The sequence below is a fragment of the Paenarthrobacter sp. YAF11_1 genome (genome assembly GCF_052113445.1).
Classification (GTDB): Bacteria; Actinomycetota; Actinomycetes; order Actinomycetales; family Micrococcaceae; genus Arthrobacter.
In genome coordinates this window covers 707732-734429 of record NZ_JBFRDF010000001.1, presented here as the reverse complement: position 1 = coordinate 734429, position 26698 = coordinate 707732, and the positions used below count along the sequence as shown (strand labels likewise).

The window sequence follows — 26698 nt, the reverse complement described above, 5'->3', positions numbered from 1 at the left end:
ACCGGCGGGTAACATTGTGGGCATGCATCTGCTTCTTCGCACCCTCATGCTGCTCTTCACCTCCTCCAAGCGCTCGCCGCTGGGAGTCTGGGATGAGTCCTCCCTGCCCCTGAAAGTCCTGCCGACGGACATTGACATTGCCATGCACGTCAACAACGGCATGTACTTTTCGCTGATGGACCTTGGCCGCTTCGACCTCATGGTCCGCAGTGGCATTTGGGCCAAGATGCGCCAAAAAGGGTGGAGTCCAGTGGCTGCCGGCGAAACCATCGCTTTCCGCAAGTCCCTGCAACTATGGCAGCGCTACACCATTGAAACCCGCATCATCGGTCTGGATACCAAGGCCATCTACTTTGAGCAGCGGATGGTGGTGGACGGCGAAATCTACGCCCGCGCCCACATTGCCACCCGACTGGTGGCCAAGGGCAAACCCGTCACCCAGGAGGAAATCATCGCGGAGTTCGGCGCGCCTCCAGCAGGCCTTGAGTTGCCCGAATGGATCCATGAGTGGCGCGAGAACAATGCACTGCCCGGAGCACGTCGCCCCGCCCCGCACGTCTGGAGCTAGACACCCACATCGCGGTGCCGCAAGGCCACGGCACCGAGTGCAATAAGGGCGGCCGAGACAGCGAAGAGTCCGGCGACAGCTCCCCAGTCGGCGCCATTGGCCACCGGGGAGTTGCCGTAGGCCCAGTGGTAGGGCGAAAGATTCAGCAACCACTCAACGTCGGGACTTTGCCTCCCCACAGCGTTGAAAACATACCCGAGGACAGCGACGGCGGCCCCCGCGGCAACCGCGTACATCTTCCGGCCGGTCATTGCTCCCGCGCAGAGGGCCGCAGTTCCGCTGAGCAGGGCAAGAGCGGCGAACAGCAGCACTGCTCCGGCGAGATGTCCGACGTCGATACCCAGTTGCGCAGGCCCGTTCAGTCCCAGCACCAACAGGAAGACGAGGACGGAAAGGAACGCGATCCGAACCAGGATGGCGAGGGCGCGTTCCAGCACCACCTGCACGCGGGTGACGCTATGGGCGAGTGTCAGTTCGAGCAACCCCGATTCTTCGTCTCCTCCGACAGACGCGGCGCCCCAGCCGATGGAGGCCATGGACATCAGCAGAAAACCAATCAGGCCGAACATGGTGGCTTGGGTGTAGCCGGGGCCGGACGCGATCTGATCGTAATTCAGGGCTTTGGTCATCTCGGCGGGAAGCGCGTTGATCAGGTCCTGCATCTGCGCGCTGCCGCCGATAGAGGGGTAGAGCGGCAGGTACAGCATGCACGCCGCCGTCAGGCCCAGCGCCCAAGCCACTGTGGAGCGCCAGGAGTCGGTCAGGGCCTTGGTGAAGAGGGGCAGGATCCTAGGCACGGTGCGCTCCTTCCGTACGACGGGGAGAGGCGGCCGCGTTGCCGGCGGAACCCGCCGAACCGGCAGTGCCCGCCGAACCGCCAGCGCCCGTATCAGCAGCGGGTTCGGTGCCGGCGCCTCCGGTGTACAAGGTCAGCACGGCCTCTTCGAGGTCTGGTTCTTCAAGGACGAGGTCCGTCAGGTTCAGTCGCGCCAACTCCTGGACCAAGGACTGGACGTGCCCGGAAAGCGTCGCCGTGGCCACCACTGTCCCGGCGGCGTGGCCGTCGGCAGGGAGCTCCCGCACCGCGACGTTGGCGACGCCAGGCACCCGGGCCAGCAGCGCCCCGACGTCGTTCGCTGCGGTGCCGGTGCTGTTGAAACGGAGCTGCCGGACGGCCGCCATCCTCAGGGCCTCCACCGTGGACACCGTCACGATTTCGCCGTCGCGGAGGATGGCGACGGCGTCGGCTGCTTGTTGGACTTCACTGAGGACGTGGGAGCTGAGGAACACCGTGGCACCTGCGGCCACTGCCTCGCGGACCATGGCATGAAAAACTTGTTGGACCAAGGGGTCAAGGCCGCTGGTTGGTTCGTCCAGCACCAGGAGTTCGGGTTGGTGCATGAAGGCCTGCAGCAACCCCAGCTTCTGTTTGTTGCCTTTCGAGAGTTTCCGGGTTTGGCGGTCCAGGTCCAGGTTCAGGCGGTCTGCGAGGTCGTTGACGTGGTGAGGGTCCACTGGGCCGCTGATGGCGGCAAAGTGCTCCAGTGTGCGGCGGCCGGTGGTGCGGTTCTCCAGGTGCAGCTCGCCGGGGAGGTATCCGATCCTGCGGCGGAGGGAAGTGCCCGCGCTGCGGGGATTTTGTCCGAGCACCGAGATGGAACCCGCACTGGGCCGGATGATGTCCAGCAGGCAGCGCATCGTGGTGGTCTTGCCGGCACCGTTGGGCCCGATGACGCCGAATACCGTTCCGGCTTCCACCGCAAAATCCAGTCCGTGCAGGACCTCGCGGTGACCGAACTTCTTGCGCAACCCCTCGACGACGATTGCCTGGGTCACGGGGCATGCTCCCTTCCGTGGTTGATGGTGTCTTGCTGCAAAGCGTCGCGGGCTGCATCAAGGAACCGCGAGTCCGTATAGAAGCCGTGGGTATAGATCTCCAGTGCCGGAAGTGTGAGTTGTCGCAGCACCTCGGGTCCGATTCCGTGGGGTTCCGGAGTGACTGCGCCCAGCGTCCTTGAGAGATGCCGGCCCAGCATGAGGATGGAAAGGCTGTTGGAGGCAATCACGACGGCGGTGGATCGGACGTCGTCGAACTTCCGGATGGTGCCTGCCGCGATGCCGGCGCTGATGATGTCCTCCGTTTGCCGCACGACAGCATCAAAGAAGGCATCGCCGGCGTCGGATTCGTCACCCAGTGATTGGCGGATGTAGGCGATCTCCTGGGCGTATTGCTCCGGGTCGTTCAGATAGTCCTGGATCAGCTGGCGTGTTGATCCTGGGTTGGTCTTTTCGAGGCCCTGGCTGGCGGTTTGGGCGAGGACGTGCTGGTCGCAGGCGGTGCGAAGGCCTTCTTTGCTGCCGAAATGGTGGATGACCAGGCCCGGGCTGACTCCGGCCAGCGTGGCGACTGCCCGGACCGTGGCGCGGGTGAATCCATCGCGGCCGAACAGTCCGATGGCAGCGTCGCGGATGCGGGCCCGGGTGGTGAGATCCTCTGCGCTTGAACGCATGTTTCAAACACTAAACACCTGTTCAATGTCTATCAAGTAGCTGGGACATAACGATGTGACACCATTGGCTGGGTCGCCGGTGTTGAGAGTGCCGGCGTCGCGGATACTTGCCTCAGAGTTTTTGATGGGGCAGCAGGTGGGGGTTGGCGAAGTGGGCTTTAACAAGACGGCACTGGGGCCGGTGCGGCGTTGGTTTCTGGGCACGGCAGCGTTAGCGCTGTTGGTTCCTGGCGCGCTGGGCGCGGCACTTCCCGCGCAAGCTTCAGTCCCGCTGTCCGTCCAGTCGCAGACCTCGACGCCGCCCGTCACCGGTGCGATCGGCAACCTCTACAACACCAGTGCGTGGGCACGAAGCGTGCTGCTCCGCCCCACCAGTGCCGAGGAATGTTCCGGCAGCGGGAGCACCAGCGGTTGCGTGCAGCGGTTTGCCGGCGGCGACATTGCCTGGTCCGCACGCACAGGAGCGCGCGTGGTGGTCAACGGACCGGTCCGCACATCATGGTGGGCCGCGGGCGGTCCTTCCGGTTTTCACGGCTATCCAAAAACCGATACCACCACCGGGCTCCGCAACGGAGGGTCCAAGCAGACGTACGAACGCGGAGCCATCACGTACTCGCCGGGAACGGGAGCGCAGCGGACCAGCGGGTCCATCCATCTGGCTTGGGGCCGTGCCGGCTTCGAAGCCGGCTACCTTGGGTACCCGGTGACCGGGGAAAGTACGGGACTGCGCGACGGCGGCGCCTGGCAGGCTTTTGAACGAGGCTTTGTGGTGTGGTCGCCTGCCACCGGGGCGCATCCGTCCATGGGCGCCATCCGTGAACGTTGGCGGAAAGAAGGTATGGAAGAAGGCGAACTGGGGTACCCTGCCACGGATGAGGCCCTGGGCCTGAAGAATGGCGGCTCATCCCAGCAGTACCAGCGCGGAACCATTACCTGGTCACCGGCCACCGGTGCGCGGGCTTTGACCGGTGCCATCCGGAGCTACTGGTCCTCCACGGGAGGCCAAAACGGTGCCCTCGGATATCCGGTGGGTGAGGAAGTCCGGCAAAACGGGTTTGTCTACCAACTCTTCCAGGGCGGCACGGTCTACTGGTCCGCGGCGACGGGGGCGCATTCCACCACCCACGGCGATGTCCACAACCGCTACAACTCGCTGGGCGGAGCGGCCGGGCAGTTGGGGCTCCCGCTCACGGACAAGCTTCCGCGTGCCGGCGGACTCGTGCAGCAGTTCGTCAACGGCTGGCTGGTGTGGGGGCCGTCCACCGGTACACGGATCGTTGGACACCCCACCTACAAAGTGTGGTCCGCCAACCCTGGCGAGTTCGGCTGGCCGGTTCGCGATACCTGGACGGACACCAGGGGAACCCACGTGTCCTTCCAGAAGCTGGAAACCATCTGGAACGACGCTACGGAGGAGCTCTACTCGGCCGAGGCCGTTGACGCTTCCACCGTGGTTTTCCTGGGTGACTCCCAACTGGACCTGGATTCCTGGGGCGAGCAAGGTGCCCGCGGGGCCGGGTACCCGCGCCAAGTAGTCCGGAGCATTGGTGGGCTCGGCTACGTTTCCGGGAGTCCCGCCGTCGGGGGTGGCTCCGCAACTGATGCGCTGGCGCAGGACCGGATCCTCCTGCCGCAGGGCAACCCCGGGCTGGTGGTGGTAACCCTGGGCGGCAACGACGCCAGGATCGGCGCCACGGATGCAGCCATCCTGTCCCAGGCCAACCGGCTGTGGGACGAACTTCGGCGCAAGTACCCCCGCAGCACCATCCTGATCAATGGCGTCCTGTCCCGGTACGACTCCAACCACGTCCAACGCCGGTGGGTGGATGGACTCGTGACCCGTGAAGCCGCACTTCGCGGTTGGCCGCGGATTTCAATGGCCGGCACGGCGACCATTGCGGGAGCCGCCGGCAACTACCTCGACGACACCCACATGAACCAGACCGGCCACAACAAAGTGGCGCCGCTCTATGCGTCCGCACTGAAGCTCGTGTTGGGCAAGTAGGGGAAACCGTGCTTTATTCCCGGTAACGCGGGAAGCGAACAGGGCCCTACTCCGCGGGACTTAGCGGGCAGGGTCGCGTACCGTGGAACCATGGCTACAGTTGACATCACTGGAGAACAGTTCGCATCGACCATCGAGGACAACGACATTGTCCTGGTAGATTTCTGGGCCGCCTGGTGCGGCCCGTGCCGCCAGTTTGCCCCCACGTACGGGGCAGCTTCGGACAAGCACGCCGACGTCGTTTTCGCGAAGGTAGACACCGAGGCAGAGCAGCAACTGGCCGCCGAAGCCGGGATCACGTCCATCCCCACGCTCATGGCTTTCCGCGAAAAGGTCCTGGTCTTCTCGCAGCCCGGAGCACTCAACGGCCAGCAGCTTGAGCAGGTCATTGAAGCCGTAAAGGGCCTGGACATGGAAGAGGTCCACGCGCACGTCGCCAAAGCACGTGCCGAGGCCAAGGAAAACTAAGAACGAGCGGCGGTGTGAAACATTGAAACCGCCGGAAACGCACCGAGGTCGCCGGAAATTTCCGGCGACCTCGGGGCTTTAAGGCGTTCCCGCAGATTTGCGGCGATCAGAGTCGTTCGAGCTTGACGGGCTCAGCCAGCAGGGCGCTGAGGGACTCGTTCAGGTCCTGGACGGCGATGCCCTTGGAGTGCTTCTCGAGGAGTTCCTCAGATTCCCAGCGCTCCGTGAGGACGAGCTTTTCCTCGGTGGCCTCGGTCAGTTCATAGCGGATGCAGCCGGGCTCGTTCACGACCTCGTCGATGGCGATTTCCAAGGCGAGCTTCACGCGGAAGAATTCGCCGTCGTTGGGGATGAACGTGGCCTGCAGGTCAATGGGTGCACTCATGGATCCAACCCTACCGGCAGGACACGGCCCCGCTGGAGGTGGTTACGGTTCTGTTGCGCCCCGTCCCTTGGTAGCGTTCCGTCATGTTGTCCTACACTGCCGGAGACACTGACGTCCCGCTGCTCGAAGAGACCATCGGCGCTAATTTTGAGCGCATCGCGGCGCAATTCCCCTTGCGGGACGCCCTGATTGAAGCGGCCGCGACGCCCGGCGGTGACGCCCGCCGCTGGAGCTACGAAAAACTGAACGACGACGTCAATCGCCTCGCCCGCGCACTGCTCGCTATCGGTGTGGCCAAGGGCGAACGGATCGGTATCTGGAGCCCCAATTGCGCCGAGTGGACCATCCTGCAGTACGCAACAGCCAAGGTCGGCGCGGTCCTGGTCAACGTAAACCCTGCCTACAGGAGCCACGAGCTGGAGTTCGTGGTGCAGCAGAACGGCATGCGGATGCTGGTGGCTGCGCCTTCGGACAAGAACAGCGACTACGTGGGTATGGCCCGGAATGCGGCAGGAAGTTGTCCGGAACTCCGGGAGATCGTCTTCCTCCCGGGAGACCCTGCTCTCGGGCTGATCGTGGGCGAACCGGAAGCCAGCCACGAACTCACCTACGCCGAGCTCCTGACCCGGGCTGACGGCGTCGGGCCTTCCGCGGTTCAGGACCGGATGGCCGAACTGGACCCGCACGACGCCATCAACCTGCAGTACACCTCGGGCACCACGGGCTTTCCCAAAGGCGCGACACTGACGCACCACAACATCCTCAACAACGGACACTCAATCGGCCGGCTCCTGAACTACACCGAACGCGACCGCGTGGTGATTCCGGTACCGTTCTACCACTGCTTCGGCATGGTGATCGGGAACCTGAACGCGCTCAGTTTCGGTGCGGCCGCCATCATCCCCAGTCGCGGATTCAGTCCGTCTGCGGCGTTGGAAGCGGTGCAGGATTTCGGTGGGACGTCCTTGTATGGGGTGCCCACCATGTTTATTGCGGAACTGGCCTTGGAGGACTTTGGCTCCTACGACCTCTCGACTCTGCGAACCGGCGTGATGGCTGGCTCGGTGTGTCCCGTGGAAGTGATGCGCAGGGTCATCGAGGAGATGCACATGGTGGACGTCGCCATTTGCTATGGCATGACTGAGACCTCGCCCGTGTCCACCATGACCCGCGCTGGGGACACCCTTGAACACCGGACCAGCACGGTGGGGCGGACCATGCCGCACCTGGAAAGCCGCATTGTGGATGCCGGTTCGGCAGAGGTGGTGGAGCGGGGCGTGATCGGCGAGCTGTGCACCCGGGGCTATGCGGTGATGAGCGGCTATTGGGGGCAGCCGGACAAGACTGCCGGAGCGATGGACGCCGAGGGATGGATGCACACCGGCGACCTCGCCCGCATGGAAGAGGACGGATACCTGGTGATCGAAGGCCGGATCAAGGACATGGTGATCCGTGGCGGCGAGAACATCTACCCGCGTGAAATCGAGGAATTCCTGTATCTTCATCCCTCCATCCAGGACGTGCAGGTGATCGGCGTTCCGGATGACAAGTACGGTGAGGAACTCATGGCTTGCATCATCCTCAAACCCGGTGCTGCGGCCCTGACCGCCGGGGACTTGGCCGAGTACTGCCGTGGGAAGCTGGCGCACTACAAGATTCCCCGCTACGTGGATGTACGCGACAGCTTCCCCATGACGGTTTCCGGCAAAGTACGGAAGGTGGACATGCGGCAGGAAGCGGTGTCCCGCCTGCACCTGTAGGCGCTGACGCCGGCGCCCCTAAGCGGGCAGCGGACCTAGTTGGTGTTCCGGCTGATGGTCCGGATTCCGACGGCAAGTCCGACGCCGGCAGTCACCACAGCGGCCACGAGTCCCCAGAACGTGTCCATGCCAATGGTCCCGGAGAAGAGTTCGCGTTCGGCGTTGACGAGGTAGGTCAAGGGGTTGAACAGGCTGGCCACCTTCATCCACCCGGGGCCCGCCTCGATGGGGAGCATGATCCCGGACAGGATCATGAGCGGGAACAGCAGGGTTTGCTGGACGCCCCAGAAGATCCATTCCTTGTTTTGCGAAACCAAGGCCAAGGCGTAGGACAACGCGCCGAGTCCGATGCCGAAAATGCCCAGGATCACCAACCCCAGCAGCACATGCAGGGGGTGGAACACGAAGCCAAACGGAATGCACACCACGGAGATGAGCAGGCCCTGCACCACCAAGGGAGCCCACTCCTTCAGGGCCCGGCCGATCATGAGCGAGGACCGGGACAGTGGGGTGGCCAGGATCCGTTCATAGGAGCCGGTCATCAGCTCATACTGCAGGTTGGACCCGGTCATGGAGGTACCGAACAGGGCGATCATCACCACCACGCCCGGCAGGAACCACTGGAGGGTGGACTGGCCGCCGAAGGCCGGGGCACCTACGGCCGCACCCAGGAGCGGACCGAAGAGACCCAGGAAAACCAGCGGTTGGATGAGGGAGAAAATCAGCGAGAACGGATCCCGCAGGGGCAACAGCATCTCACGCCAGAACACGAACCAGGTGTCCGTCACGATGCTTCCGGCACCTCGTTTTTGCACGGCGACTCCAGGCGCCACGGCTTGTTCAATCATCAGACTTCAGCTCCTTCCCGCAGGCTGCGGCCAGTGAGTTCCAGGAAAACGTCGTCCAGCGTTGGTGGTTTCAATTCCAGCGACTGGGCGGGAGCACCGGCGTCGTGCATGTCCTTCAACAACCCGGGCGCCAGCCGGGAACCGTGAGCCAGCCGAAGACGGAAGCGGACCACGCCGTCGTACGCATTTTCCTGGATGTCGCCCTCGGCGGCGGCCCGGCCCAACAGGCCGCGGACTTCAGACGCGGAACCGGCCGCAACTTCCACGGCCATCAGGTCTCCGGCCAGGTTCGCCTTGAGCCGGGAAGCGGTATCGTCCGCGATGATGGTGCCGTGGTCGATCACGATCACGCGCTCCGACATCGAATCGGCTTCGTCCATGTAATGCGTGGTGAGCACGATGGTGGTCCCGTGTTCCTCGCGCATCCGCATGATGTGCTCCCACAGATTGGCGCGGTTTTGTGGGTCCATTCCGGTGGACGGCTCATCGAGGAACAGCAACCCGGGGGAGTGCATCAATCCCAAGGCAACGTCCATGCGGCGGCGTTGGCCGCCCGAGAGCTTGATGACGGTGCGTTTGGCGAGGTCGGCCAGGTCCAGGGATGCCATGAGGGTTTCGGCGCGTGCCTTGGCATCGGTGGTGTTCATTCCGTAGAAGCGGCCCTGCATGATGAGTTCGTCGATCACGCGGTAGCTGTGGCCGCCGCCGTTGCCCTGGCCGATGTAGCCGATCCGCGCCCGAACGCCGGCAGGGTCCTTGGCGACGTCGACGCCCGCAACGGTGGCCGACCCGGAGGTGGGCTTCAGCAGGGTGGTGAGCATGCGCAAGGTGGTGGATTTGCCGGCCCCGTTGGGACCAAGGAAGGCGACCAGTTCTCCCGGCCCGACGTCAATGTCCACGCCCTTGACGGCCTCTACGGTTTCCTTCTTCACGGTGAAAGTCTTGTTGAGTTTTTTGGTGTGGATCACGGTGGCTCCAAGGAGGGCTGGTGATGGCTCGTAGACGTCACGCTATACCCGCGCCTTCGGCCAGTCCACGACTCTGCGGACAGCTCCCGTCCGCAATGAAAAGTCAGTGCCGGCGATGATCCTGAACGGTCATCCGTGGCCCGAAAGTGGGTTTGCGGAAGCCGCTCGCATAGAGCATCCTGACCAGCCGCTGCCTCTGCCCGCGCCACGGTTCCAGCAGTTTCAGCATGCCGGCGTCATCCGTTTTCTGCCCCGTCAGGGCGTAGCCCACGTACGAGGCCAAGTGGTAGTCGCCCACGGAAATCGAGTCCGGGCAGCCGTGCGTCCGTTGGACCACCTCGGACGCCGTCCAGATCCCGATCCCCGGGATGGTTTGCATCCTGGCGCTCGCCTGCGCTGAGTCCAAGCCGGCCAGCCGTTCAAGCGCGACGGCGGACTGCAGCGCCCGCATCACCGTCGCCGAGCGCTGTGGTCCAACCCCGGCTTTGTGCCACTCCCACGACGGGATGGCCAGCCATTCCCTGGCGGTAGGAGGAACCAACAGCCCCGTTGGGGCCCTGCCCGGGGCGGGTGTTCCGTAGCGGTACATCAAGTACCGGTACCCTCGACGTGCCTCCAAGGTGGTGACCTTTTGCTCCAAAATGGTGGGCACCAGGGAGTCAACCACGCGCCCGGTGGAGGGCAGCCGCAGGGCCAGGTTCCGGCGTCGTGCTTCTGTGACACGCCGCGGGAGCGTGGCATGGAAAGCGGGCTCGTCGAAGGCCGACCAATCGTCATGGGCGCCCAGCAAGCGCGGCACTCCAGCGATTCCGTCCTGGGCCCCGGGCCCCCAAGCCTGGGCGTCCACAAACGAATCAGCGCCCAAACCGCCTGCGGAAAGCCTCACCGTGACCGGACCCGAAGCTGCGGTGAAGGCCATCCAGAAACCGTTGGTGTGGCTGGCGAACGACGGATCGGCGTTGCCGCGCATCAGCGGAAACATGGTCTGGTCCAAGCGGAAGGAACCGCCCGGATGCCACCTGACGGCTGCGTCTGCCGCGGCCGCAACAACGGGCGGGGCGTCTGCGATGGTCATGTTTTCATGGTCCCACGTCCGGCTGACAATCTGCTGGCCGAACCCCTTACGGCAGCGGCCGCCCGGGTCTAGACTCCCTGATGTGGCGTGGGTGGGCCGCGCCACATCCCAGGAACAAGGAGCGCGAATCGTGGCCGCAATAGTGCATTTCGAGATTCCTACGGACGACAAAGACCGTGCCAACACCTTCTACGAAAGCGCCTTCGGCTGGAACCTCAGCCCCATGCAAGGGATGGACTACACCATTGCCATCACGGCACCCTCCGACGAACAGACCGGCACGCCGAAGGAGCCCGGAGCCATCAACGGGGCCCTGTTCCCGCGGACGGACGCGCTGAAGACACCCATCCTCACTCTGGATGTGGAGGACATCGATGCTGCCCTCGCGCAGGTGGAGTCCGCTGGTGGCAGCGTGGTCCAGGCCAAGGACGCCGTCCCCACCATGGGCTGGTATGCCTATTTCAAGGACACTGAGGGCAACGTCCTGGGTGTGTGGCAGACCGACACCTCCGCCGGCACGTAGCCAGATGGCCGAAGCAAGCCCCGCACGTGGCAGGCGGTAACTTTGTACCTATGAAGTACGCCCAGTCCGTCTTGGACCTCATCGGCAATACGCCGCTCATCAAGCTCAACCACGTCACGGAGGGCATCAAAGCCACCGTTTTGGTGAAGCTCGAATATGTTAATCCCGGCGGATCCATCAAGGACCGGATCGCCGTGAAGATGATCGAGGATGCCGAAAAGGACGGCCGGCTCCAGCCGGGCGGAACCATCGTAGAGCCGACGTCGGGCAACACCGGAGTGGGTTTGGCGCTGGTAGCCCAGCAAAAGGGCTACAAGTGCATCTTCGTTGTGCCGGACAAGGTGGGCGAGGACAAGCGTGCCGTCCTGCAGGCGTACGGAGCCGAGGTAGTGGTCACACCCACGTCCGTGGCCCCTGACAGCCCGCAAAGCTACTACGGCGTTTCGGACCGCCTCGTCAGCGAAATCCCGGGTGCCTTCAAGCCGGACCAGTTCTCCAACCCCGCCGCCCCCGGCAGCCACTACGAGTCCACGGGCCCGGAAATCTGGCAGGACACCGACGGCCGGGTCACGCATGTGGTCATCGGCGCCGGAACAGGCGGCACCATCACCGGGACCGGCCGCTTCCTCAAGGAAGTCTCCGCGGACCGTGCAGAGTCCGACGGCGGCCGGGTCAAGATCATCGGCGCGGACCCGGAAGGTTCGGTGTACTCAGGCGGCACCGGCCGGCCCTACTTCGTGGAGGGTGTGGGCGAGGACATGTGGCCCGGCAACTACGACCCCTCCGTTCCGGATGCCGTCCTTGCCGTCTCCGATGCCGACTCTTTCTCCATGACACGCCGCCTTGCCCGCGAGGAGGGCCTCCTGGTGGGCGGCTCGTCCGGAATGGCCGTGGTGGCTGCACTGCAGGCTGCCAAGGACCTGGATGAGTCAGCTGTAGTGGTGGTGATCCTCCCGGATTCCGGCCGCGGCTACCTGGCCAAGATCTTCAACGACCAGTGGATGCGCTCTTACGGCTTCCTCTCCGGCGGTGAAGAGTCCTCCGTGGGTGAGGTCCTCAAGTCCAAGACAGGCGAGATGCCGGACCTGGTCCACATCCACCCCAACGAGACCGTCCGCGATGTCATCAACATCATGAACGAATTCGGCGTCTCCCACATCCCGGTCCTCTCACAGGAACCACCCGTAGTGATGGGCGAGGTCATGGGAGCCGTGGATGAGCGAAGCCTCACCAGCAAACTGTTCCGTGGCGAAGCGAAACTGACGGACATGATCTCGGAGCACATGGGGGAGCGCCTCCCCGTGATCGGCTCGCTGGAAACCATTTCTGCCGCGCGCGAGCTGCTGTCCGACGTCGATACCGTCATGGTGACCTTCGTGGGCGCCCCGGTAGGTATCCTGACGCGCCACGACCTTCTGGCGTACCTGAGCAACTAGGCGCCGGCGCCGGTCCAACCCCGGCCCCTGTCCAATCGTCCAACGACCCAAGAGGAGCTTCCATGTCTGCCACCAACAACGCCGGGTTCAACACGCGCGCCGTCCACGCCGGACAGGCCTTCGAACCCCGGACCGGTGCTGTGGTGCCGCCGCTGCACTTCAGCTCCACCTACGCCCAGGACGGCATCGGCAACCTGCGGTCCGGGTACGAGTACGGTCGCGGCGGCAACCCGACCCGCGACGCCCTCCAGGAGCAGCTGGCCGCCCTCGAAGGTGGTACCGCAGCGTTTTCCTTCGGTTCGGGCCTGGCTGCCGAGGACTCGCTGATCCGTGCGATCGCCCGCCCCGGTGACCACATCGTCCTTGGCAATGACGCCTACGGTGGCACCTACCGCCTGATCAACCGGGTCCTGGGCGACTGGGGTATCGGCAACACTCCCGTGGACATGTCGGACCTCGACGCCGTGGCAGCAGCCGTCGCCGCGAACAACACCAGGATCGTCTGGGTGGAGACGCCGTCCAACCCGATGATGAAGATCACCGACATTGAGGCCCTCGCCGCTGTAGCGCACGACGCCGGTGCCCTCCTGGTGGTGGACAACACCTTTGCGTCTCCCTACTTGCAGACCCCGCTCGCCTTGGGCGCTGACGTGGTGGTCCACTCCACCACCAAGTACATCGGCGGCCACTCCGACGTTGTGGGTGGCGCGATCGTGGTCAAGGACGATGAGCTGGCAGAGAAGATCGGCTTCATCCAGTTCGCGGTGGGCGCGGTTTCCGGTCCCATGGACGCTTTCCTCACCACCCGCGGACTGAAGACACTTGGCGTTCGCATGGATCGTCACAGCGACAACGGCCAGGCAGTGGCTGAATGGCTGCTGCAGCGTCCCGAGGTGGAAGCGGTGCTCTACCCGGGCCTCCCGGACCACCCCGGACACGAGCTTGCAGCGAAGCAGATGAAGAAGTTCGGCGGCATGGTCTCCGTGCAGTTCAAGGGTGGCGAGTCTGCGGCACGCACGGTCGCCGAATCCACGTCGGTGTTCACGCTGGCGGAATCCCTGGGTGGCATCGAGTCCCTGATGAACTACCCGTCGGAGATGACCCACGCCTCCGTGAAAGGTACCGAACTGGCGGTTCCGGTCAACCTCCTGCGCCTTTCCTGCGGGATCGAGGAAGCCGAGGACCTGATCGCCGACCTTGAGCAGGCCTTTGCCAAGATCAGTAACGGCTGACACTGTGGCTTCTCCTTCACACACGGTGGCTTCCACCACGCAGCGGGGCTGGATCCTCACCGTGGCGGGTGCGCTGACCCTCGCCGTGGCGGTGTGGTTCCTCTACACGGACTACGAGCCGGCACTGAACGACTTTGAGGTCTACTTCTACGGCGGTGGCAAAGTCCTGGAAGGCGGCGATCTCTACGCTGTTCGGGAGGGCCTGCCGTTTACCTACCCGCCGTTCGCCGCGCTCCTCTTTACGGGCTTGGCGGCCATGGGCTTCTTCGCCAGCAGCCTGGTGTTCATCCTCGCTGCCTTGGTGGGTGCAGGAGTGGTTGCTGCATGGCTGGCACGGCACTACTTCGGCTTGACGGGCTGGCGCTCAGCGTTTGCCGATTACCGGTTCCGGACCACAGCCTTGGTGGGAGCAGGGGCCATCCTGTTGCTCGGGCCTTGGCGGGATACCTTCGTCTTCGGGCAGATCAACATCATCCTGATGGGCGTCATCCTGGCTGACTTCGCCCTGTATGGGAAAGTCCGTGCAGGCGAAATCCGTTGGCCGGCAGGCCTCCTGATTGGCTTGGCTGCCGGGGTGAAGCTCACGCCGCTGGCGTTTGGTTTGTACTTCCTGGTGCGCCGCGACTTCAAAGCCCTCGGTTGGATGGCTGCAGGCTTCTTCGGATCCATTGCGTTTGCCTGGGCTGTGCTGCCGCAGGCTTCCATGGACTTCTGGACCAAGATCCTGCCCGACACCGGCCGTATTGGCGGACCGGCGTACGTTGACAACCTCTCCCTCAAGGGCCTGCTGCTGCATTTCGGTATGCCGGACTCTTCCCTCACCAATGTGGTGTGGATGGTTCTGTCCCTGGGGCTGGTGGTCCTGGCGGGGCTCATCATTAAGTGGGCCGTGGAAGCTGACGAGAACTTCATCGCAGTATCGGCCAGTGCCATCCTGATGCTCTTGATCAGTCCGGTCTCCTGGTCCCACCACTGGGTGTGGGTCGCCGTCGCGCTCCCCAGCATGGCCTTCGCCATGCACCGGGTACCTTCACGTTCCGGCCGGATGCGCACCGCCGGATGGGTGATCGTCGCCTGTTCCACCGTCGCCTTCTTCATGACTCCGAAGAACCTTGCAGTCTGGGCCGGCGCGGCCGAGTGGGGCAAGGACCCGCAGACCCAATGGCAGCTCATGATTTCCAGCCTTGGCGTGGTGTGCGGGATTGCCATGCTGGTCTACTGGGCCGTGGCATACCATCCCTCCCGGACCCGGAAATAGCCCGCGGGCCCTCCACGAACCGATGAATCCAGCCCTTGTCCGCCCTCCTCACCGCTTTACGGTGGGTGGGGCGGACAAGGGCCGGATCTCCATAAGCGCCTAGCCTGAAATACCCTCCCGGCCGTCCTCCTCACGTCCGGTCAAGCGCCTCCTGAACGACTCATCATCGGCCGAGGTGAGCTGGAGATCGTACCAACCTTCCAGGGTGTCCCAGCCAATCTTCCTGGTGTGCCCGGCCTTCAGCTTCACGGTCTGGTTGTTCTCTGCGTACTGCAGGGACTCCAGCTGCACGGTCACTGTTGCCTTGCCGTTGTTGCGCACTTCCAGTTCCACGGACTTCCTGCCGCGGCGCCCTGTCACGGTGACGTCGACGCCGGACGCGGCACCCGTCGTCGTGCCTTGCAGTTCGTACTGGTACCGGTTGGGGCCGGTGACGACGACGTCGAAAGCGCCGGAGTTGACGGGGAAGTCCACCTTCTGGCTTCCGAGCACGTCCACGTGACGGGGTTCGGTGACCTCGCCGGCGTAGCCGTACACCGTGAAGTGGGTGGACCGGCTTCCTTTGTTCGTCAGGGTCAGCGTCAGCGCGGCGGCACCTGTGCCGGACTGTACTGTGCCGGACTGTACTGCGGCCGAAACCTGCGGCCGGTAGGGGAGCGGGCGGGCCGGGCGGCTGCCGGTTTCCTGGATCGGGGCCACCTGCACGGCCGGGGGATTCGGGCGCCAGCGGCTGATCTTGGCCGGCACTGCACCCGGGTGGTCAAGGACGGGCGGCGTGCCCGGGGAGGTGAAGTTGAAGACGCCGGTCAGGTCACCGCAGACTTCGCGGCGCCACGGGGAAATATTCGGTTCCTCGACGCCGGTCCAGCGCTCCAGGAAGCGCAGCACGGAGGTGTGGTCGAACACTTCCGAGCTGACGTAACCGCCCACTGTCCAAGGTGAAACGATCGTCATGGGCACACGCGGTCCGAGGCCGATGGGCCTGGCGGTGGTCCAGTCGGTGGACTCGCCCGACGCCGGACGCGGCTGGACGGGCGGCGGGACGTGGTCGAAGTAGCCATCGTTTTCGTCGAAGTTCAGGAAAATCGCCGTGCTGTCCCACGTGTCCGGGTTGCTGGCCACTGTATCCAGCAAGCGGTACACGAAGTTCGCGCTGCCCACCGGTGTTGAGGCCCCAGGGTGCTCGGAATCGGCCGCTGACGGCACAAGCCAGCTGACCTGCGGCAAGGTACCGCCGGTGATGTCTGTGCTGAGGCGTTCAAGGAGGGTGTCCGGACGGCCGCGCCACATGGCTTTGTCGAACAGTGCCCGTTCGGTTTCTGTGAGGGCGGCACGGCCCTGCTCCAATTGGGCAAGGAGACGGTCCTGCTCAGCGGGTGTTTTGCCCCGAAGGTGGTCGTAGAACTCTTCGGTGGTGCGGAGGTTTCCTTCCACGGAAGCAAGCATCTTGCGGCCGATCGCCTTGAACGTGGTGAAGTACTCCACGGCGTTGTCCGTGAAGTTGTCCCAGTCCTGGTAGATCTTCCAGGAAACGCCCGACTCTTCCAGCCGCTCGGGATAGGTGGTCCAGTCGTAGCCGCCGTGGTCGTAGCCGTACGCCGCGTTGGTGACCGCACGTTTGGCGCTGACGGGCTCGTTACCTGTGGTGCCGCTCCAGAGATAGTTGCGGTTGGGATTGGTGGAGCCATTGACGGAGCAGTGGTAGGCGTCGCAGATGGTGAAAGTGTCCGCGAGTTCGTATTGCAGGGGAATGTCCTGGCGCTCGTAGAACGTCATGGTGGAAGCGCTCTTGGCGGGAATCCACTGATCGCACCAGCCGTTGCTCCAGGCCGTGGTGGTGCCATTGAAGGAGTGGTCCAGATCGCCCAGGTACTGGATGTCAGTGCCGGGCCTCCCGGCGAGCTCGGCTGCCTTGCGCAGGGAGAACGGCAGCACGGTTTCGCCCGTGGCACGCGGTTGCTCGAACATAGACTTGCCGCTCCGCAGGCGGGCGACGGCTTTGTCTCCGTAGCCGCGGACACCACGCAGTGATCCGAAGTAGTGGTCGAAGGAGCGGTTTTCCTGCATCAGCACAATCACGTGCTTGATGGACTGCAGGCTTCCCGGCGGGACCGGTTTGGCCATGGCGGCCTGTACCGATGGCGGCAGGAGGGACCCGGTGGCCGCAAGCGCCGTCGCTGCAGCTGCCGTGCCGAGAAAGCCGCGGCGGGAGAGCCCCGGCACTTCGGTTGAACGATTAACCATTTCAGGGGAATTCGAGGACATTCAGGGGTGCCTTTCGTGGTCAGAGGTGACCGGGTAAGCCTAAGCAGCCCGGATGAACCTCGGGTGAAACAGGGGCAAACCGGCGGGGTGTGTCGCGCAGATCACACTCCAGTAGCTCAGCCCACGCCTAGTTGAGGGCTATCACCAGCATCTGGCTGGTTCCCGGGATGCAGGTCTGCAATACGGCCTTGGGGAAGCCGCCGAAAACTGCCGCGACGTCACTGGTGGTACCGCCCAGAGGTACCTGTCCCCGCGCATGCACCGTGTACGTTCCAAAGCCTGCCAGTGTGACTGTTTGACCAACGTCGATGCCGGAGAACCGGTCCCGTCCACCGCAGTAGTCGTGCTCAGTGATGAACACCGCGAAGGCATCGGTGGGGGTGTAGTGGACCGGACCGATGCACGCATCCACCAGTTCCTGGCCGCCCGATCCGGCAACGTCTATGGTCCATTCGCCGCGGCTGCCGGGCAGGTGAAGAACCGACTCGTTGCCGGGCGTGGGCTGCCCAGCCAGAGGATTCACGACGGCGGGTGCCGCCTGGCGCTGGAAGGTTACGGCGTCGGGGCCAAGAGCCAACCCGGAAGGCCGTACCGGGCTCCAAGGTGCTCCTTGACCGGAGAGTGGCGGTGTCATGGCGATGGCTGCGATCATGGCGCCGGCCAGCACCAAGGCCTTCACGGTACCGACCGGCTCTGCCCTGCGGGACCAGGGAGGTGCCTTATGGGACCGGAACAGCGTCCCGCGGGACCGGAGGGCAGGGCCTGGCTGGGGAGTGGTGTGCGGTTGTGGTTCGCCCTGCAGAGTCATGGGAACTCCAAGCGGGAGTGGATGCGCTGTGACAGCCGGAACGGATATTCAGGAATCCCCAGACACTTTCGATTGTAGGAACTCCCGGGCCGATATGAACCGGGTGCGGATACTCGTCTTTCCGTCGTGCACCACTTGGTTGCGCGTCATGAAAGCCTGACGCCGTAGCTTTCTTTAGAAAAGTCAGCTACTTTGGCCCCATGCCTCTTCGCTCTGACTGGTCCTCCCGCACGTGCAGCCTGGCCCGTGGCCTCGACGTCCTTGGCGATCCATGGGGGAGCCTGGTTCTCCGCGAAATCTTCTTCGGCAACGGCCGGTACGAGGCCATTAAGCAGCGCCTGGAGGTTGCGGACAACGTCCTGAGCAAACGGCTTGGCTGGCTGGTGGAGGCAGGACTGCTGACCCAGCGCCCCTATCACGACGGCACCCGCACCCGGCAGGAATACGTCCTCACCCCCAGCGGCGAGGATGCGCTGCCCGTCTTGAACGCCATCATCATTTGGGCCGAGAGGAACCTGGACGCACCCACCGAGGTGTCCCACATGAAGGTGGTCCACACGGACTGCGGTCAGGCCACATCTTCAGCTGATACCTGCACTCACTGCGGCACCAACCTGACCGCAGCCAACACCAGCTGGCACAGCTTTACGCGCAGCGAGCATCCGCTGCCACTGGCCGTCGCACCGGAAACCCGCATTCCTGCTTCCCTTGAAACGGAGATCCCCGCATGACCCCGCCCGAAAAGACAGTCCAGGCCAAGCCAGCGGGTGCTCCCACCGGCAAGCGCCGACGACTCCACCCCGCCTGGATCGTGGCAGCCGTGGCATTCCTTGCTTTGGTGGGGGCAGCCGGCTTCCGTGCGGCACCCGGCGTGCTCATGGTCCCGCTTCAGAAGGAGTTCGGCTGGTCAACCACGGTGTTGTCGCTTGCCGTCAGCATCAACCTGGTCCTGTTTGGACTGACGGCGCCGTTCGCGGCAGCGCTCATGGAACGCTTCGGCATCCGCAAGGTCACGTCACTGGCGCTGTGCCTGATCGGCCTTGGCTCGGCCCTCACCGTGTTCGTGAACCAGTCCTGGCAGATCCTGCTGACCTGGGGACTGCTGATCGGTCTGGGCACAGGCTCCATGGCCCTCGTGTTCGCAGCCACCATCGCCAACACCTGGTTCGCCAAAAGCCGTGGACTGGTGATCGGGATACTGACCGCCGGCAGCGCCGCCGGGCAGCTGGTGTTCCTTCCCTTCATCGCCGCCCTCGCCCAGAACCCGGGGTGGCGCGGGGCCTCGCTCCTCATCGCCGCCGGTGCGCTCGCCGTGGTCCCGCTGGTGCTGCGCTGGCTGCGAAACTCTCCCGCAGACGTCGGGGTCTTGCCGTACGGCGCCGAGGAACCCGTCGCGCGGGGGCCCCGTGCGCCCGAGGCTGACACTCAAGCAGCCGACGCCGGGTCAACCACGACGCCGGACCGCACGCCTGCCGCTGGGGTCGCTTCGACCGTGACGGCGACGGGGGATTCCGCCAATGCGGCTGTCCGTGCCCTGCAGGTCCTCAAACGGGCCAGCAAAGTCCGCACCTTCTGGGCTTTGGCGGCGGGCTTCGCGATCTGTGGAGCAACCACCAATGGGCTGATCGGCACGCACTTTATTCCCTCGGCGCATGATCACGGCATGCCCGAGACCACAGCGGCGGGCTTGTTGGCCGTCGTCGGGATTTTCGACATCGTGGGGACCATTGCTTCCGGCTGGCTGACCGACCGTTTCAACCCCAAGGTCTTGCTGGCGGTGTACTACCAATTCCGGGGGATCGGATTGCTGGTGCTGCCGTTGCTGCTGGGTTCGTCCGTGGAGCCGAGCATGATCATTTTTGTGGTGGTCTATGGGCTCGACTGGGTTGCCACCGTGCCTCCCACCGCCGCGATTTGCCGGTCAGTGTTCGGCGCGGACGGTTCCGTAGTGTTCGGCTGGGTGTTCGCTGCCCATCAGCTCGGAGCCGCAGTGGCAGCACTCCTGGCCGGGTTCATCCGGGATGCCACCGGTCATTACAACTACGCATGGCTGGGTGCGGCTGCCATGTGCACGGTGGCTGCGGTCATCAGTGCCACCATCCGCAAGGACGCCGTGAAGAAGGAACCTGTGGCGGTTGCCTGACACTGCATTCCTGAAAGTTGTGGGGCCCGCTCTGCGCTCTATTTCCTCAACTAAGCACGCAAAACAGGCCCCACAACGCGGGGTTGAGCCTGTTGTGGGGCCCGCTCTGCGTGCCAACCCGACCGGGAAGGACGCAAAACAGGCCCCACAACGCGTCCGCTAGCTCGGCTGGCCCGCGTCAGTGATCCGGAACGTCAGCGTCCGGGCTTCGGGGCGCAACGCGTACTCCGGCCAAACGTCCGGTCCGCACGCCCTGGACCCGAGGCCGTGCTGGGCAGCATCGAGGTACAGGAAGCTGCCCTTGCTTGCCGGCAACTCGTGCGGGTGACCAGCTGCCGAGATCTCCTGCGCTGTGTGCCGGGCGAGAGTGAACCCGGGTAAACGGCCACGGGAGTCAGGGACGGCCTCGAGTGTCAGCCAGGGATGCCCGGCCTGCTGCAGGTCAAGCGAGCGGACAGCACTGCGGTGTCCCGATTCCTGCGGCTTGGCGTAGGGCACCGTGAGGTCATCGATGCCGGCCGCGTACCGTCCCACCAGCGTGGCGTGCATGCTGTCCGGGTAGGATTCCCGTGGTCCAGCACCGAACCACGACGCCTGGTCCACCGACCCGGGCAGGTCGAATCGGATTCCTACCCGTGGCCAGATGATGTCCCAGCCAGTGCTGGGGACGATGTCCACGCGCAGGAACAGTTCGCCACCGGAGAGCTGCCAGTTTTCCTCTACCGACACCCACTGGGCAGCATCTGCAGCGGCGTAGCGGGTCTGGACCACAACTCCGGATTCGTCGGCAGAAATTTTCTCCACGCGGGCTGTGATCCGGTCCAGGCCAGCAGCGCGCCACACAGCTTCCATGGACGGGGCAGGGGTGCCGTTGCCGTTGTTGAGCCATGGATCGGCGAGGTCGTAGCTGCCGCGGCCCGCACCGGTGTCGTTGTCCGTGGGTGCGCGCCACAACTCCAGCCGCGGACCGGAGACCGGCAATCCGGCAAGCGAGACCAAGCGGCCGTCCTCAAAGGTAGCAGGGCCCAACGACAGCGTTCCCTGGGCAACGGCAGCCGCACGTTCGGAGGATGACGCAGGGCGCGGGGCGCTCAGGCGGGGACGGGCTTCGGTCACTTCCAGCTGCGCCGCAGAGATCACATGGCCGGCCTCGGCCCACGAGGTGTCCTTGCGAAGGACCACCTCCGCCGTCAGCCAGTGCTCACCGGCTCCCACGGATGCGGGCTCCGGCAGGGCGATCCGCGTCGTGGCACCAGCAGCGAGCTGCCCGCCGGCGGGCGTTACGATGTCGAGCTCACCGGAATCAGCAAGGACACCATCCAGCTCGGTACGCCAGCGAAGCACGACGTCGGAGGCGTCAGCCGTGTGCCGCAGATTGGCGACGGAAACGTAATGGCGCGTGCCGCCGTCGGACGTTTCCGTGGAGAAGGCCAAGCGCAGGGGAGAGACAATCTGCTTGTACTCGAAGAGGCCAGGGCTGGGCGTGGAATCGGAGAGCACCATGCCGTCCATCACGAAGTTGGAGTCGTGGACAACCTCGCCGAAGTCGCCGCCGTAGGCGAAGAACTCCGTGCCCTCGGCCGTGGTGGTGCGGATGCCGTGATCCCGCCATTCCCAAACGAAGCCGCCGTGCAGCCGAGGGAAACGGTCCACCAGGTCCTCGTACTGGTCGATCGCGCCCGGACCGTTGCCCATCGCGTGCACGTACTCGCACAGGATGAACGGTTTGCTCCGCTGCCGGGCGGACTCCGCCGCGGAGCAACCCAGCAGGAGCGAGCCGGAATCGTCGCGGCCAATCGCTTCAGTTTCGGGAACGGAGGAGTACATCCGCGAGTAGACGTCCGTGTAAGCGCCGGTGTAATCGCCTTCGTAGTGGACGGGCCGGCTGCTGTCCCGGGCATGGGTCCACGCCGACATTGCCGCCAGGTTGGAACCCGTGCCGGACTCGTTGCCGAGGGACCACATGACGATTGAGGGGTGGTTCTTGTCCCGCTCCACCGTGCGTTCCATCCGGTCCACATAGGCCTCGCGCCACGCGGGGTCGTCGCTGGGGTTGCCCACCCAGCCGTGCCGTTCAAAGCCGTGGGTCTCCAGATCGCATTCGAGGATCACCCAGAAACCCATCTCATCCGCGATGTCCAGCAGGCGCGGGTGCGGCGGGTAGTGGCTGGTCCGGATCGCGTTGACGTTGAACTGCTTCATCAGGGCAAGGTCGGCCCGGGCGAAGTCCTCGTCGAAGACCCTGCCGCGGTCCGGGTGTGTCTCGTGCCGGTTGACTCCGTGGAACACCACACGCCGGCCGTTCACCAGGAACTGGTCACCCTTGATCTCCACGGTACGGAAACCCAGGCGCAGCGAGATGGTCTCGCCTTCGCTTTGCACGGTGGCGTTATAGAGGCGCGGAACCTCTGCGGACCAAGGTTCGACGTCGGCGATCGCCACCGGGGCGACGTCGGCAGGGGAGTCCCAGACGACGTCGACGTCCAGTTCCGGAACTGACAGCCGAACCGGGTAGGCGGCGTCATCCACGGTGATTTCAGGGTCGATAACGCCTGAGCCGGCGGTGTAGGAGGTCCGCAACCAGACGTCGTCGATGCCCTTCTGAGGGCGGGACTGGATGGTGACGTCGCGGAAGATGCCCGGCATCCACCACTGGTCCTGATCCTCCACATAGCTCGAGGCCGACCATTGATGGACACGGACAGCCAGCACGTTATGGCCAGGGCGGAGTGCCTCGGACACATCAAATTCCTGCGCCAGCCGGCTGCCCGTCCCAACACCGATTTCGACGCCGTTGAGCCATACCTTGTAGCGGGACTCGACGCCGTCGAACCTCAGCACTGTCCTCCCGGCGTCGTCCCAGGTTGCCGGGACCTCGAACGAGCGGCGGTAGTCACCCGTCGGGTTCTCATCCGGGACGTGCGGCGCGTTGGCAGGGAAGGGAAACTGGACGTTGGTGTAGATGGGGCGCCCGTAGCGGCCCTCACCCTCCAAGACCCAGTGGGCCGGAACCGGGATGGTGTCCCAGCTGGAGTCGTCCAACGCTTCATGTGCAATGCCTTCGATGTCCTCTGCGGGAGGAAGGACGCCGCGTCCACCCGGCGTACCGGGAGCGCCGGGGAGAAGCCGGAACCGCCACTGGCCGTTAAGGGACAGTGTGGGGGCGTCAGTGTGCAGCCAGGACCGGGCCGGGACTCTCTTGCCGGTACCGGGGCCGGTGTCGGTGATGTAGTTGACGTCGGGTGACGGGGTCATTACTTAACGGCTCCTTCTGTCAGCCCGCCGCGCCAGAAGCGCTGCAGGACAACCATGGCAATGCTGAGCGGAATGATGGAGAGAAGTACTCCACCGGTGGTCAGTTCGTAGAATTCGGGCAAACGGTCAACCTGGCTCAGCCAGTTGTTCAAGCCCAGCGTGATGGGGTAGAGCTCCGAGTCGGACAACATGACCAGCGGCAGGAAGTAGTTGTTCCAAATGCCCACCAACTGGAACAGGAACACGGTGACCAGGGCAGGCGTCAGTACCTTCAGCCCAATCGTGTGGAAGATGCGGAGCTCACCGGCGCCGTCGATCCTGGCGGCCTCGATCAGTGAGGTATCCACGGTGGCCTGGGCGTAGATGCGGCAGAGGAACAAGCCGAAGGGGGAGACCAGCGATGGCAGCAGGACGCTCCAGTAGGTGTTCGCCAGGCCCATCTGGCTGAACAGCAGGAAGAGCGGCAGGGCAGTGGCCGTGCCGGGAACCAGCACGCCACCCAGGATGGTGCCGAACACCAGGTTCCGGCCACGGAACTGGTATTTGGCCAAGGCATAGCCCCCGGCTGCGGCAAAGTACGTGGCCAAGAGGGCGCCGACTCCGGCATAGATCGCAGAGTTCAGGAACCAGCGGCCAAAAATGCCGTTGTCGTAACTGAGCACCCGGCCGATGTTTTCCCAGAGGGAGAACGTTGGGGCGAACCAGAAACCGTTGGTGGAGAAAAGGTCCTCTGTGGACTTCGTGGAGGCCACGAACACCCAGTACACGGGAATGAGGAAGTACAGGGCCACCACCACTAAAAGTGCGGTGACGATGATGGTGGATGACCGCCGTCGTCCGGCTGAGCGGTCCGGACCCGTGGATGGTGTGCTGCGGACGGGGGCTGTGGGTTGTTCGGTAGCTGTGGCGGTCATGAGGACTTCCTGTTCGTCAGTGCGAGGAAGGCGAAGGAAAGGGCGAACGCGGCCACGGCGATGATGACCGACTGGGCTGCGGCGACGTTGTAGTCGTTGTACGCGAAGGCCGTGGTGTAAGCGCTGAGGTTCGGCGTGTACTGGCTGTCGATGGCGGGGGCGACGGTCTTGAGGACCTGTGCTTCGGCGAAAAGCTGCAGGGTTCCGATGATGGAAAACACCGTGGTGAGCATGAGTGCAGGACGGATCAAGGGCAGTTGGATGCTCCGGGCCACGCGCCAGGTGGAAGCACCGTCTACCTTGGCTGCTTCATAGAGTTCCACCGGAATGGCTTTGAGCTGCGCCACGATGATCAGCATGTTGTAGCCCGTGTAGCTCCACGTGACGATGTTCGCGATGGACCAGAGAACGCTGTTCGCGCCCAGGAAATCCGGGGTGAGGCCAACGATCTTCGCGGCGTCGAACAAGGGGCTCAGGCCGGGGACATACAAGAAGGACCAAAGGATGGTGGCGATGACGCCGGGAACGCCATAGGGCAGGAAGTAGGCGGCCCGGAAGAAGCCTGGCCACTTTGCCGAGGCCGATTCCAGCATGAGGGCCAATACCGTGCACAGGACGATCATGACGGGCACTTGGACAACGCCGAACAGGAGCATCCTGCCGATGGAGGCAACAAAGCTGCCGTCGGCCAAGGCCTGGGCGTAGTTGCTGAAACCGGCGAACTCACTCCTCACGCCGGCCTCGCCGAACAGTCCGCTGCGGGTCACTTTAGTGAAGCTGGACAGGATGGCTACCACAATGGGCAGCAGGAACGTGAGGACGAAAAGAGCCAGGAAGGGTGCAAGCAGCAGCCACGGGGCGCGTGTGGCAGCACTGTTCCGCTTGCCTCCACGTGCCGGGGCGGCGGGACGCTGCGCTGTGGGTGCGGTGCGGGTGGTCGTCATGCCGTTTCCTTTCGAATGCTGAGGCCCTTGTTCTTGAAAACGGTGATGATCTGCTGCTCGGAAGCCGCGATGGAATCCACCAATGAGGTCCCGAAAGCCTTCTTGCGGAAGCCGTCGCTGAGGATGTTGAAGGACTGTTGGGTCACCGGCCACCAGGACCAGTCAGGGTTCTGCTGTTGGGCGGCAGGGATAAAGACTTCCTCGTTGTAGCGTTGGCCACCAAAGAACGCCGAGGGTTGCTGCCGATCGGTGCCGATGAAGTCAGGGTTGGGTGACCAGCCGATGCCGCTGTTTTTGATCTCGGCGTCGATTCCCTCCGTGGACGTGGTCAGCCACACCGCGAAGTCCAGTGCTTCCTTGGGGTGCTTGCTGTTGGCCAGGACTGCAGCCGTTGAGCCGCCCAGGTAGCTCGAGCCAAACCCTGTATCGCCCCACGTGGGCATGGGGGCGACCCGCCACTTACCTTCGGAGCCACTGACACCCTGCACCAGGGCGTCGCCCCAACTACCGGTGATGGTTGAGGCGATGCCACCCTTGCCGGCTGCTGCAAACCAGCCCGGGGAGAAGGCGCCGTACGCGGTGGTGACGAGGTCGTCGTCGATCGCCGTATCGAAGAAGCGCGCGGTGTTGAGCGTGGCGTCGTCGGTCATGTTGATGACCCAGCCATCCTCCTCCGGGCGCAGCCACTGCGCGCCGGCCTGCCCAGCGAAAGAGGCAAACGGAGAGGCATCACTGATGGGGAAGCAGTCCAAGTAACTGTCCACGGAGCGTAGTTCGGCGGCCAGGGCAGCCCACTCGTCCCAGGTCTTCGGAGTGCTGCCGCCCACCTTGTCCAGGATGGCCGGTTGGTAGAACATGCCCATGGGGCCGGCGTCCTGGGGGATGCCGTAAACGCCCCCGGTGTAGCTGACCTGCTTCCACAGAGTGGGATCGTAAAGGTGGGCGTGATCGTTGGCGCCGTAGCGGGTCAGATCCACCAACCCGTTCACCAGCATGAACTCCGGGATGGACCGCAGTTCAACCTGGGCCAGGTCCGGTCCACCGCCGGCTGCCAGGGCCGAGTACAACTTCTGATACCCGCCGGCATTGCCGCCCGGGATCCACACCACGTCCACTTGGATGTTCGGATTTGCAGCATTCCAGACGTCAGCGACTTTCTGGAAATCCTTCAGCCAAGCCCAATAGGTCAGCCGCACGGGGTCCCCGGCGGCGGGGATGGTGGGTGCAGCATTGACGGACTGTGTTCCTGGAGTAGCGCACCCGGTCAGCAGGCCCATGGCTGCTGTTCCCAGGCCTGCGCCCAGGAGTTGTCTTCGCGTGAATGGGGTCATGA

At 64.3% G+C, this 26698-nt stretch carries 23 protein-coding genes; 10 read left to right on the top strand and 13 right to left on the bottom strand.

Going from position 1 to position 26698, the window contains the following annotated elements; translation table 11 throughout:
- The first annotated feature begins 22 nt into the window (after window positions 1-22).
- Entirely contained in the window at window positions 23-568 is a 546-nt protein-coding gene (locus AB4Y77_RS03585) for an acyl-CoA thioesterase (protein WP_442012973.1), read from the top strand.
- Here AB4Y77_RS03585 and AB4Y77_RS03580 read toward each other — a convergent pair.
- From AB4Y77_RS03580 to AB4Y77_RS03570, 3 genes are read right to left on the bottom strand one after another with little or no spacing between them, the layout of a single operon-like run.
- Window positions 565-1365, bottom strand: coding sequence for an ABC transporter permease subunit (locus AB4Y77_RS03580; protein ID WP_442012972.1), 801 nt, complete (start codon window positions 1363-1365; stop codon window positions 565-567). The two genes, AB4Y77_RS03585 and AB4Y77_RS03580, sit on opposite strands and share 4 nt — an antisense overlap.
- Window positions 1358-2404, bottom strand: a complete 1047-nt coding sequence (locus AB4Y77_RS03575; RefSeq protein ID WP_442012971.1) for an ABC transporter ATP-binding protein — start codon at window positions 2402-2404, stop codon at window positions 1358-1360. The genes AB4Y77_RS03580 and AB4Y77_RS03575 overlap by 8 nt, the downstream gene beginning before the upstream one ends.
- On the bottom strand, window positions 2401-3078 hold the full coding sequence (locus tag AB4Y77_RS03570) for a TetR family transcriptional regulator (protein WP_442012970.1): 678 nt from the start codon (window positions 3076-3078) through the stop codon (window positions 2401-2403). Before AB4Y77_RS03570 ends, AB4Y77_RS03575 begins: the two co-directional genes overlap by 4 nt.
- A gap of 124 nt (window positions 3079-3202) precedes the next feature.
- Between AB4Y77_RS03570 and AB4Y77_RS03565 the strand changes: the two genes are divergently transcribed.
- Window positions 3203-5083 carry a GDSL-type esterase/lipase family protein gene (locus AB4Y77_RS03565; protein ID WP_442012969.1) on the top strand — a complete coding sequence of 627 codons (1881 nt, stop codon included), beginning with the start codon at window positions 3203-3205 and terminating at the stop codon, window positions 5081-5083.
- Window positions 5084-5173: 90 nt separating this feature from the next.
- On the top strand, window positions 5174-5551 hold the full coding sequence (locus tag AB4Y77_RS03560; RefSeq protein WP_442012968.1) for a thioredoxin family protein: 378 nt from the start codon (window positions 5174-5176) through the stop codon (window positions 5549-5551).
- A 106-nt stretch (window positions 5552-5657) separates the two neighbouring features.
- On the opposite strand, the gene AB4Y77_RS03555 is transcribed toward AB4Y77_RS03560, so the two are convergent.
- Window positions 5658-5936 (bottom strand): putative quinol monooxygenase, encoded by a 279-nt coding sequence (locus AB4Y77_RS03555; protein ID WP_062073318.1) that lies wholly within the window; start codon window positions 5934-5936, stop codon window positions 5658-5660.
- Between the two features lie 83 nt (window positions 5937-6019).
- On the opposite strand from AB4Y77_RS03555, the gene AB4Y77_RS03550 reads away from it, so the two are divergent.
- Window positions 6020-7696: an AMP-binding protein gene (locus tag AB4Y77_RS03550; RefSeq protein ID WP_442012967.1), complete on the top strand. Its 1677-nt coding sequence runs from the start codon at window positions 6020-6022 to the stop codon at window positions 7694-7696.
- A 35-nt stretch (window positions 7697-7731) separates the two neighbouring features.
- On the opposite strand, the gene AB4Y77_RS03545 is transcribed toward AB4Y77_RS03550, so the two are convergent.
- The 3 genes from AB4Y77_RS03545 to AB4Y77_RS03535 all read right to left on the bottom strand — a co-directional run bounded on the left by AB4Y77_RS03545 (window position 7732) and on the right by AB4Y77_RS03535 (window position 10587).
- Window positions 7732-8544: an ABC transporter permease gene (locus tag AB4Y77_RS03545; protein WP_311214621.1), complete on the bottom strand. Its 813-nt coding sequence runs from the start codon at window positions 8542-8544 to the stop codon at window positions 7732-7734.
- Window positions 8544-9512, bottom strand: a complete 969-nt coding sequence (locus AB4Y77_RS03540; protein WP_442012966.1) for an ATP-binding cassette domain-containing protein — start codon at window positions 9510-9512, stop codon at window positions 8544-8546. The genes AB4Y77_RS03545 and AB4Y77_RS03540 overlap by 1 nt, the downstream gene beginning before the upstream one ends.
- A gap of 103 nt (window positions 9513-9615) precedes the next feature.
- Window positions 9616-10587 carry a DNA-3-methyladenine glycosylase family protein gene (locus tag AB4Y77_RS03535; RefSeq protein WP_442012965.1) on the bottom strand — a complete coding sequence of 324 codons (972 nt, stop codon included), beginning with the start codon at window positions 10585-10587 and terminating at the stop codon, window positions 9616-9618.
- Between the two features lie 130 nt (window positions 10588-10717).
- Between AB4Y77_RS03535 and AB4Y77_RS03530 the strand changes: the two genes are divergently transcribed.
- The 4 genes from AB4Y77_RS03530 (at window position 10718) to AB4Y77_RS03515 (ending at window position 15036) form a co-directional block, all read left to right on the top strand.
- The gene (locus AB4Y77_RS03530) at window positions 10718-11110 is read left to right on the top strand and encodes a VOC family protein (protein ID WP_442012964.1); all 393 of its coding nucleotides are present in this window, start codon (window positions 10718-10720) and stop codon (window positions 11108-11110) included.
- 50 nt (window positions 11111-11160) lie between these two features.
- Window positions 11161-12546, top strand: a complete 1386-nt coding sequence (locus AB4Y77_RS03525) for a cystathionine beta-synthase (protein ID WP_311214618.1) — start codon at window positions 11161-11163, stop codon at window positions 12544-12546.
- Between the two features lie 62 nt (window positions 12547-12608).
- Window positions 12609-13778 (top strand): cystathionine gamma-synthase, encoded by a 1170-nt coding sequence (locus AB4Y77_RS03520; RefSeq protein WP_311214617.1) that lies wholly within the window; start codon window positions 12609-12611, stop codon window positions 13776-13778.
- Window positions 13779-13782: 4 nt separating this feature from the next.
- Window positions 13783-15036 carry a glycosyltransferase 87 family protein gene (locus AB4Y77_RS03515; protein ID WP_311214616.1) on the top strand — a complete coding sequence of 418 codons (1254 nt, stop codon included), beginning with the start codon at window positions 13783-13785 and terminating at the stop codon, window positions 15034-15036.
- A gap of 99 nt (window positions 15037-15135) precedes the next feature.
- On the opposite strand, the gene AB4Y77_RS03510 is transcribed toward AB4Y77_RS03515, so the two are convergent.
- Both AB4Y77_RS03510 and AB4Y77_RS03505 read right to left on the bottom strand, forming a co-directional pair.
- The gene (locus tag AB4Y77_RS03510) at window positions 15136-17301 is read right to left on the bottom strand and encodes a phosphocholine-specific phospholipase C (RefSeq protein WP_442012963.1); all 2166 of its coding nucleotides are present in this window, start codon (window positions 17299-17301) and stop codon (window positions 15136-15138) included.
- A gap of 127 nt (window positions 17302-17428) precedes the next feature.
- Window positions 17429-18109, bottom strand: coding sequence for a hypothetical protein (locus AB4Y77_RS03505; RefSeq protein WP_442012962.1), 681 nt, complete (start codon window positions 18107-18109; stop codon window positions 17429-17431).
- Between the two features lie 200 nt (window positions 18110-18309).
- Here AB4Y77_RS03505 and AB4Y77_RS03500 point away from each other — a divergent pair, with 200 nt between their 5' ends.
- Window positions 18310-18840, top strand: coding sequence for a winged helix-turn-helix transcriptional regulator (locus AB4Y77_RS03500; RefSeq protein ID WP_442012961.1), 531 nt, complete (start codon window positions 18310-18312; stop codon window positions 18838-18840).
- Window positions 18837-20252 carry an MFS transporter gene (locus AB4Y77_RS03495; RefSeq protein ID WP_442012960.1) on the top strand — a complete coding sequence of 472 codons (1416 nt, stop codon included), beginning with the start codon at window positions 18837-18839 and terminating at the stop codon, window positions 20250-20252. Before AB4Y77_RS03500 ends, AB4Y77_RS03495 begins: the two co-directional genes overlap by 4 nt.
- Window positions 20253-20411: 159 nt before the next feature.
- Here the strand turns inward: AB4Y77_RS03495 and AB4Y77_RS03490 are convergent, their stop codons facing one another.
- Genes AB4Y77_RS03490 through AB4Y77_RS03475 form a run of 4 tightly spaced genes read right to left on the bottom strand, consistent with a single transcriptional unit; the run spans window position 20412 to window position 26696 of the window.
- Window positions 20412-23507, bottom strand: coding sequence for a glycoside hydrolase family 2 TIM barrel-domain containing protein (locus tag AB4Y77_RS03490; RefSeq protein ID WP_442012959.1), 3096 nt, complete (start codon window positions 23505-23507; stop codon window positions 20412-20414).
- The gene (locus AB4Y77_RS03485; RefSeq protein ID WP_442012958.1) at window positions 23507-24421 is read right to left on the bottom strand and encodes a carbohydrate ABC transporter permease; all 915 of its coding nucleotides are present in this window, start codon (window positions 24419-24421) and stop codon (window positions 23507-23509) included. Before AB4Y77_RS03485 ends, AB4Y77_RS03490 begins: the two co-directional genes overlap by 1 nt.
- On the bottom strand, window positions 24418-25365 hold the full coding sequence (locus tag AB4Y77_RS03480; RefSeq protein WP_311213747.1) for a carbohydrate ABC transporter permease: 948 nt from the start codon (window positions 25363-25365) through the stop codon (window positions 24418-24420). Before AB4Y77_RS03480 ends, AB4Y77_RS03485 begins: the two co-directional genes overlap by 4 nt.
- Entirely contained in the window at window positions 25362-26696 is a 1335-nt protein-coding gene (locus AB4Y77_RS03475) for an ABC transporter substrate-binding protein (protein WP_442012957.1), read from the bottom strand. The genes AB4Y77_RS03480 and AB4Y77_RS03475 overlap by 4 nt, the downstream gene beginning before the upstream one ends.
- Window positions 26697-26698: the final 2 nt, after the last annotated feature.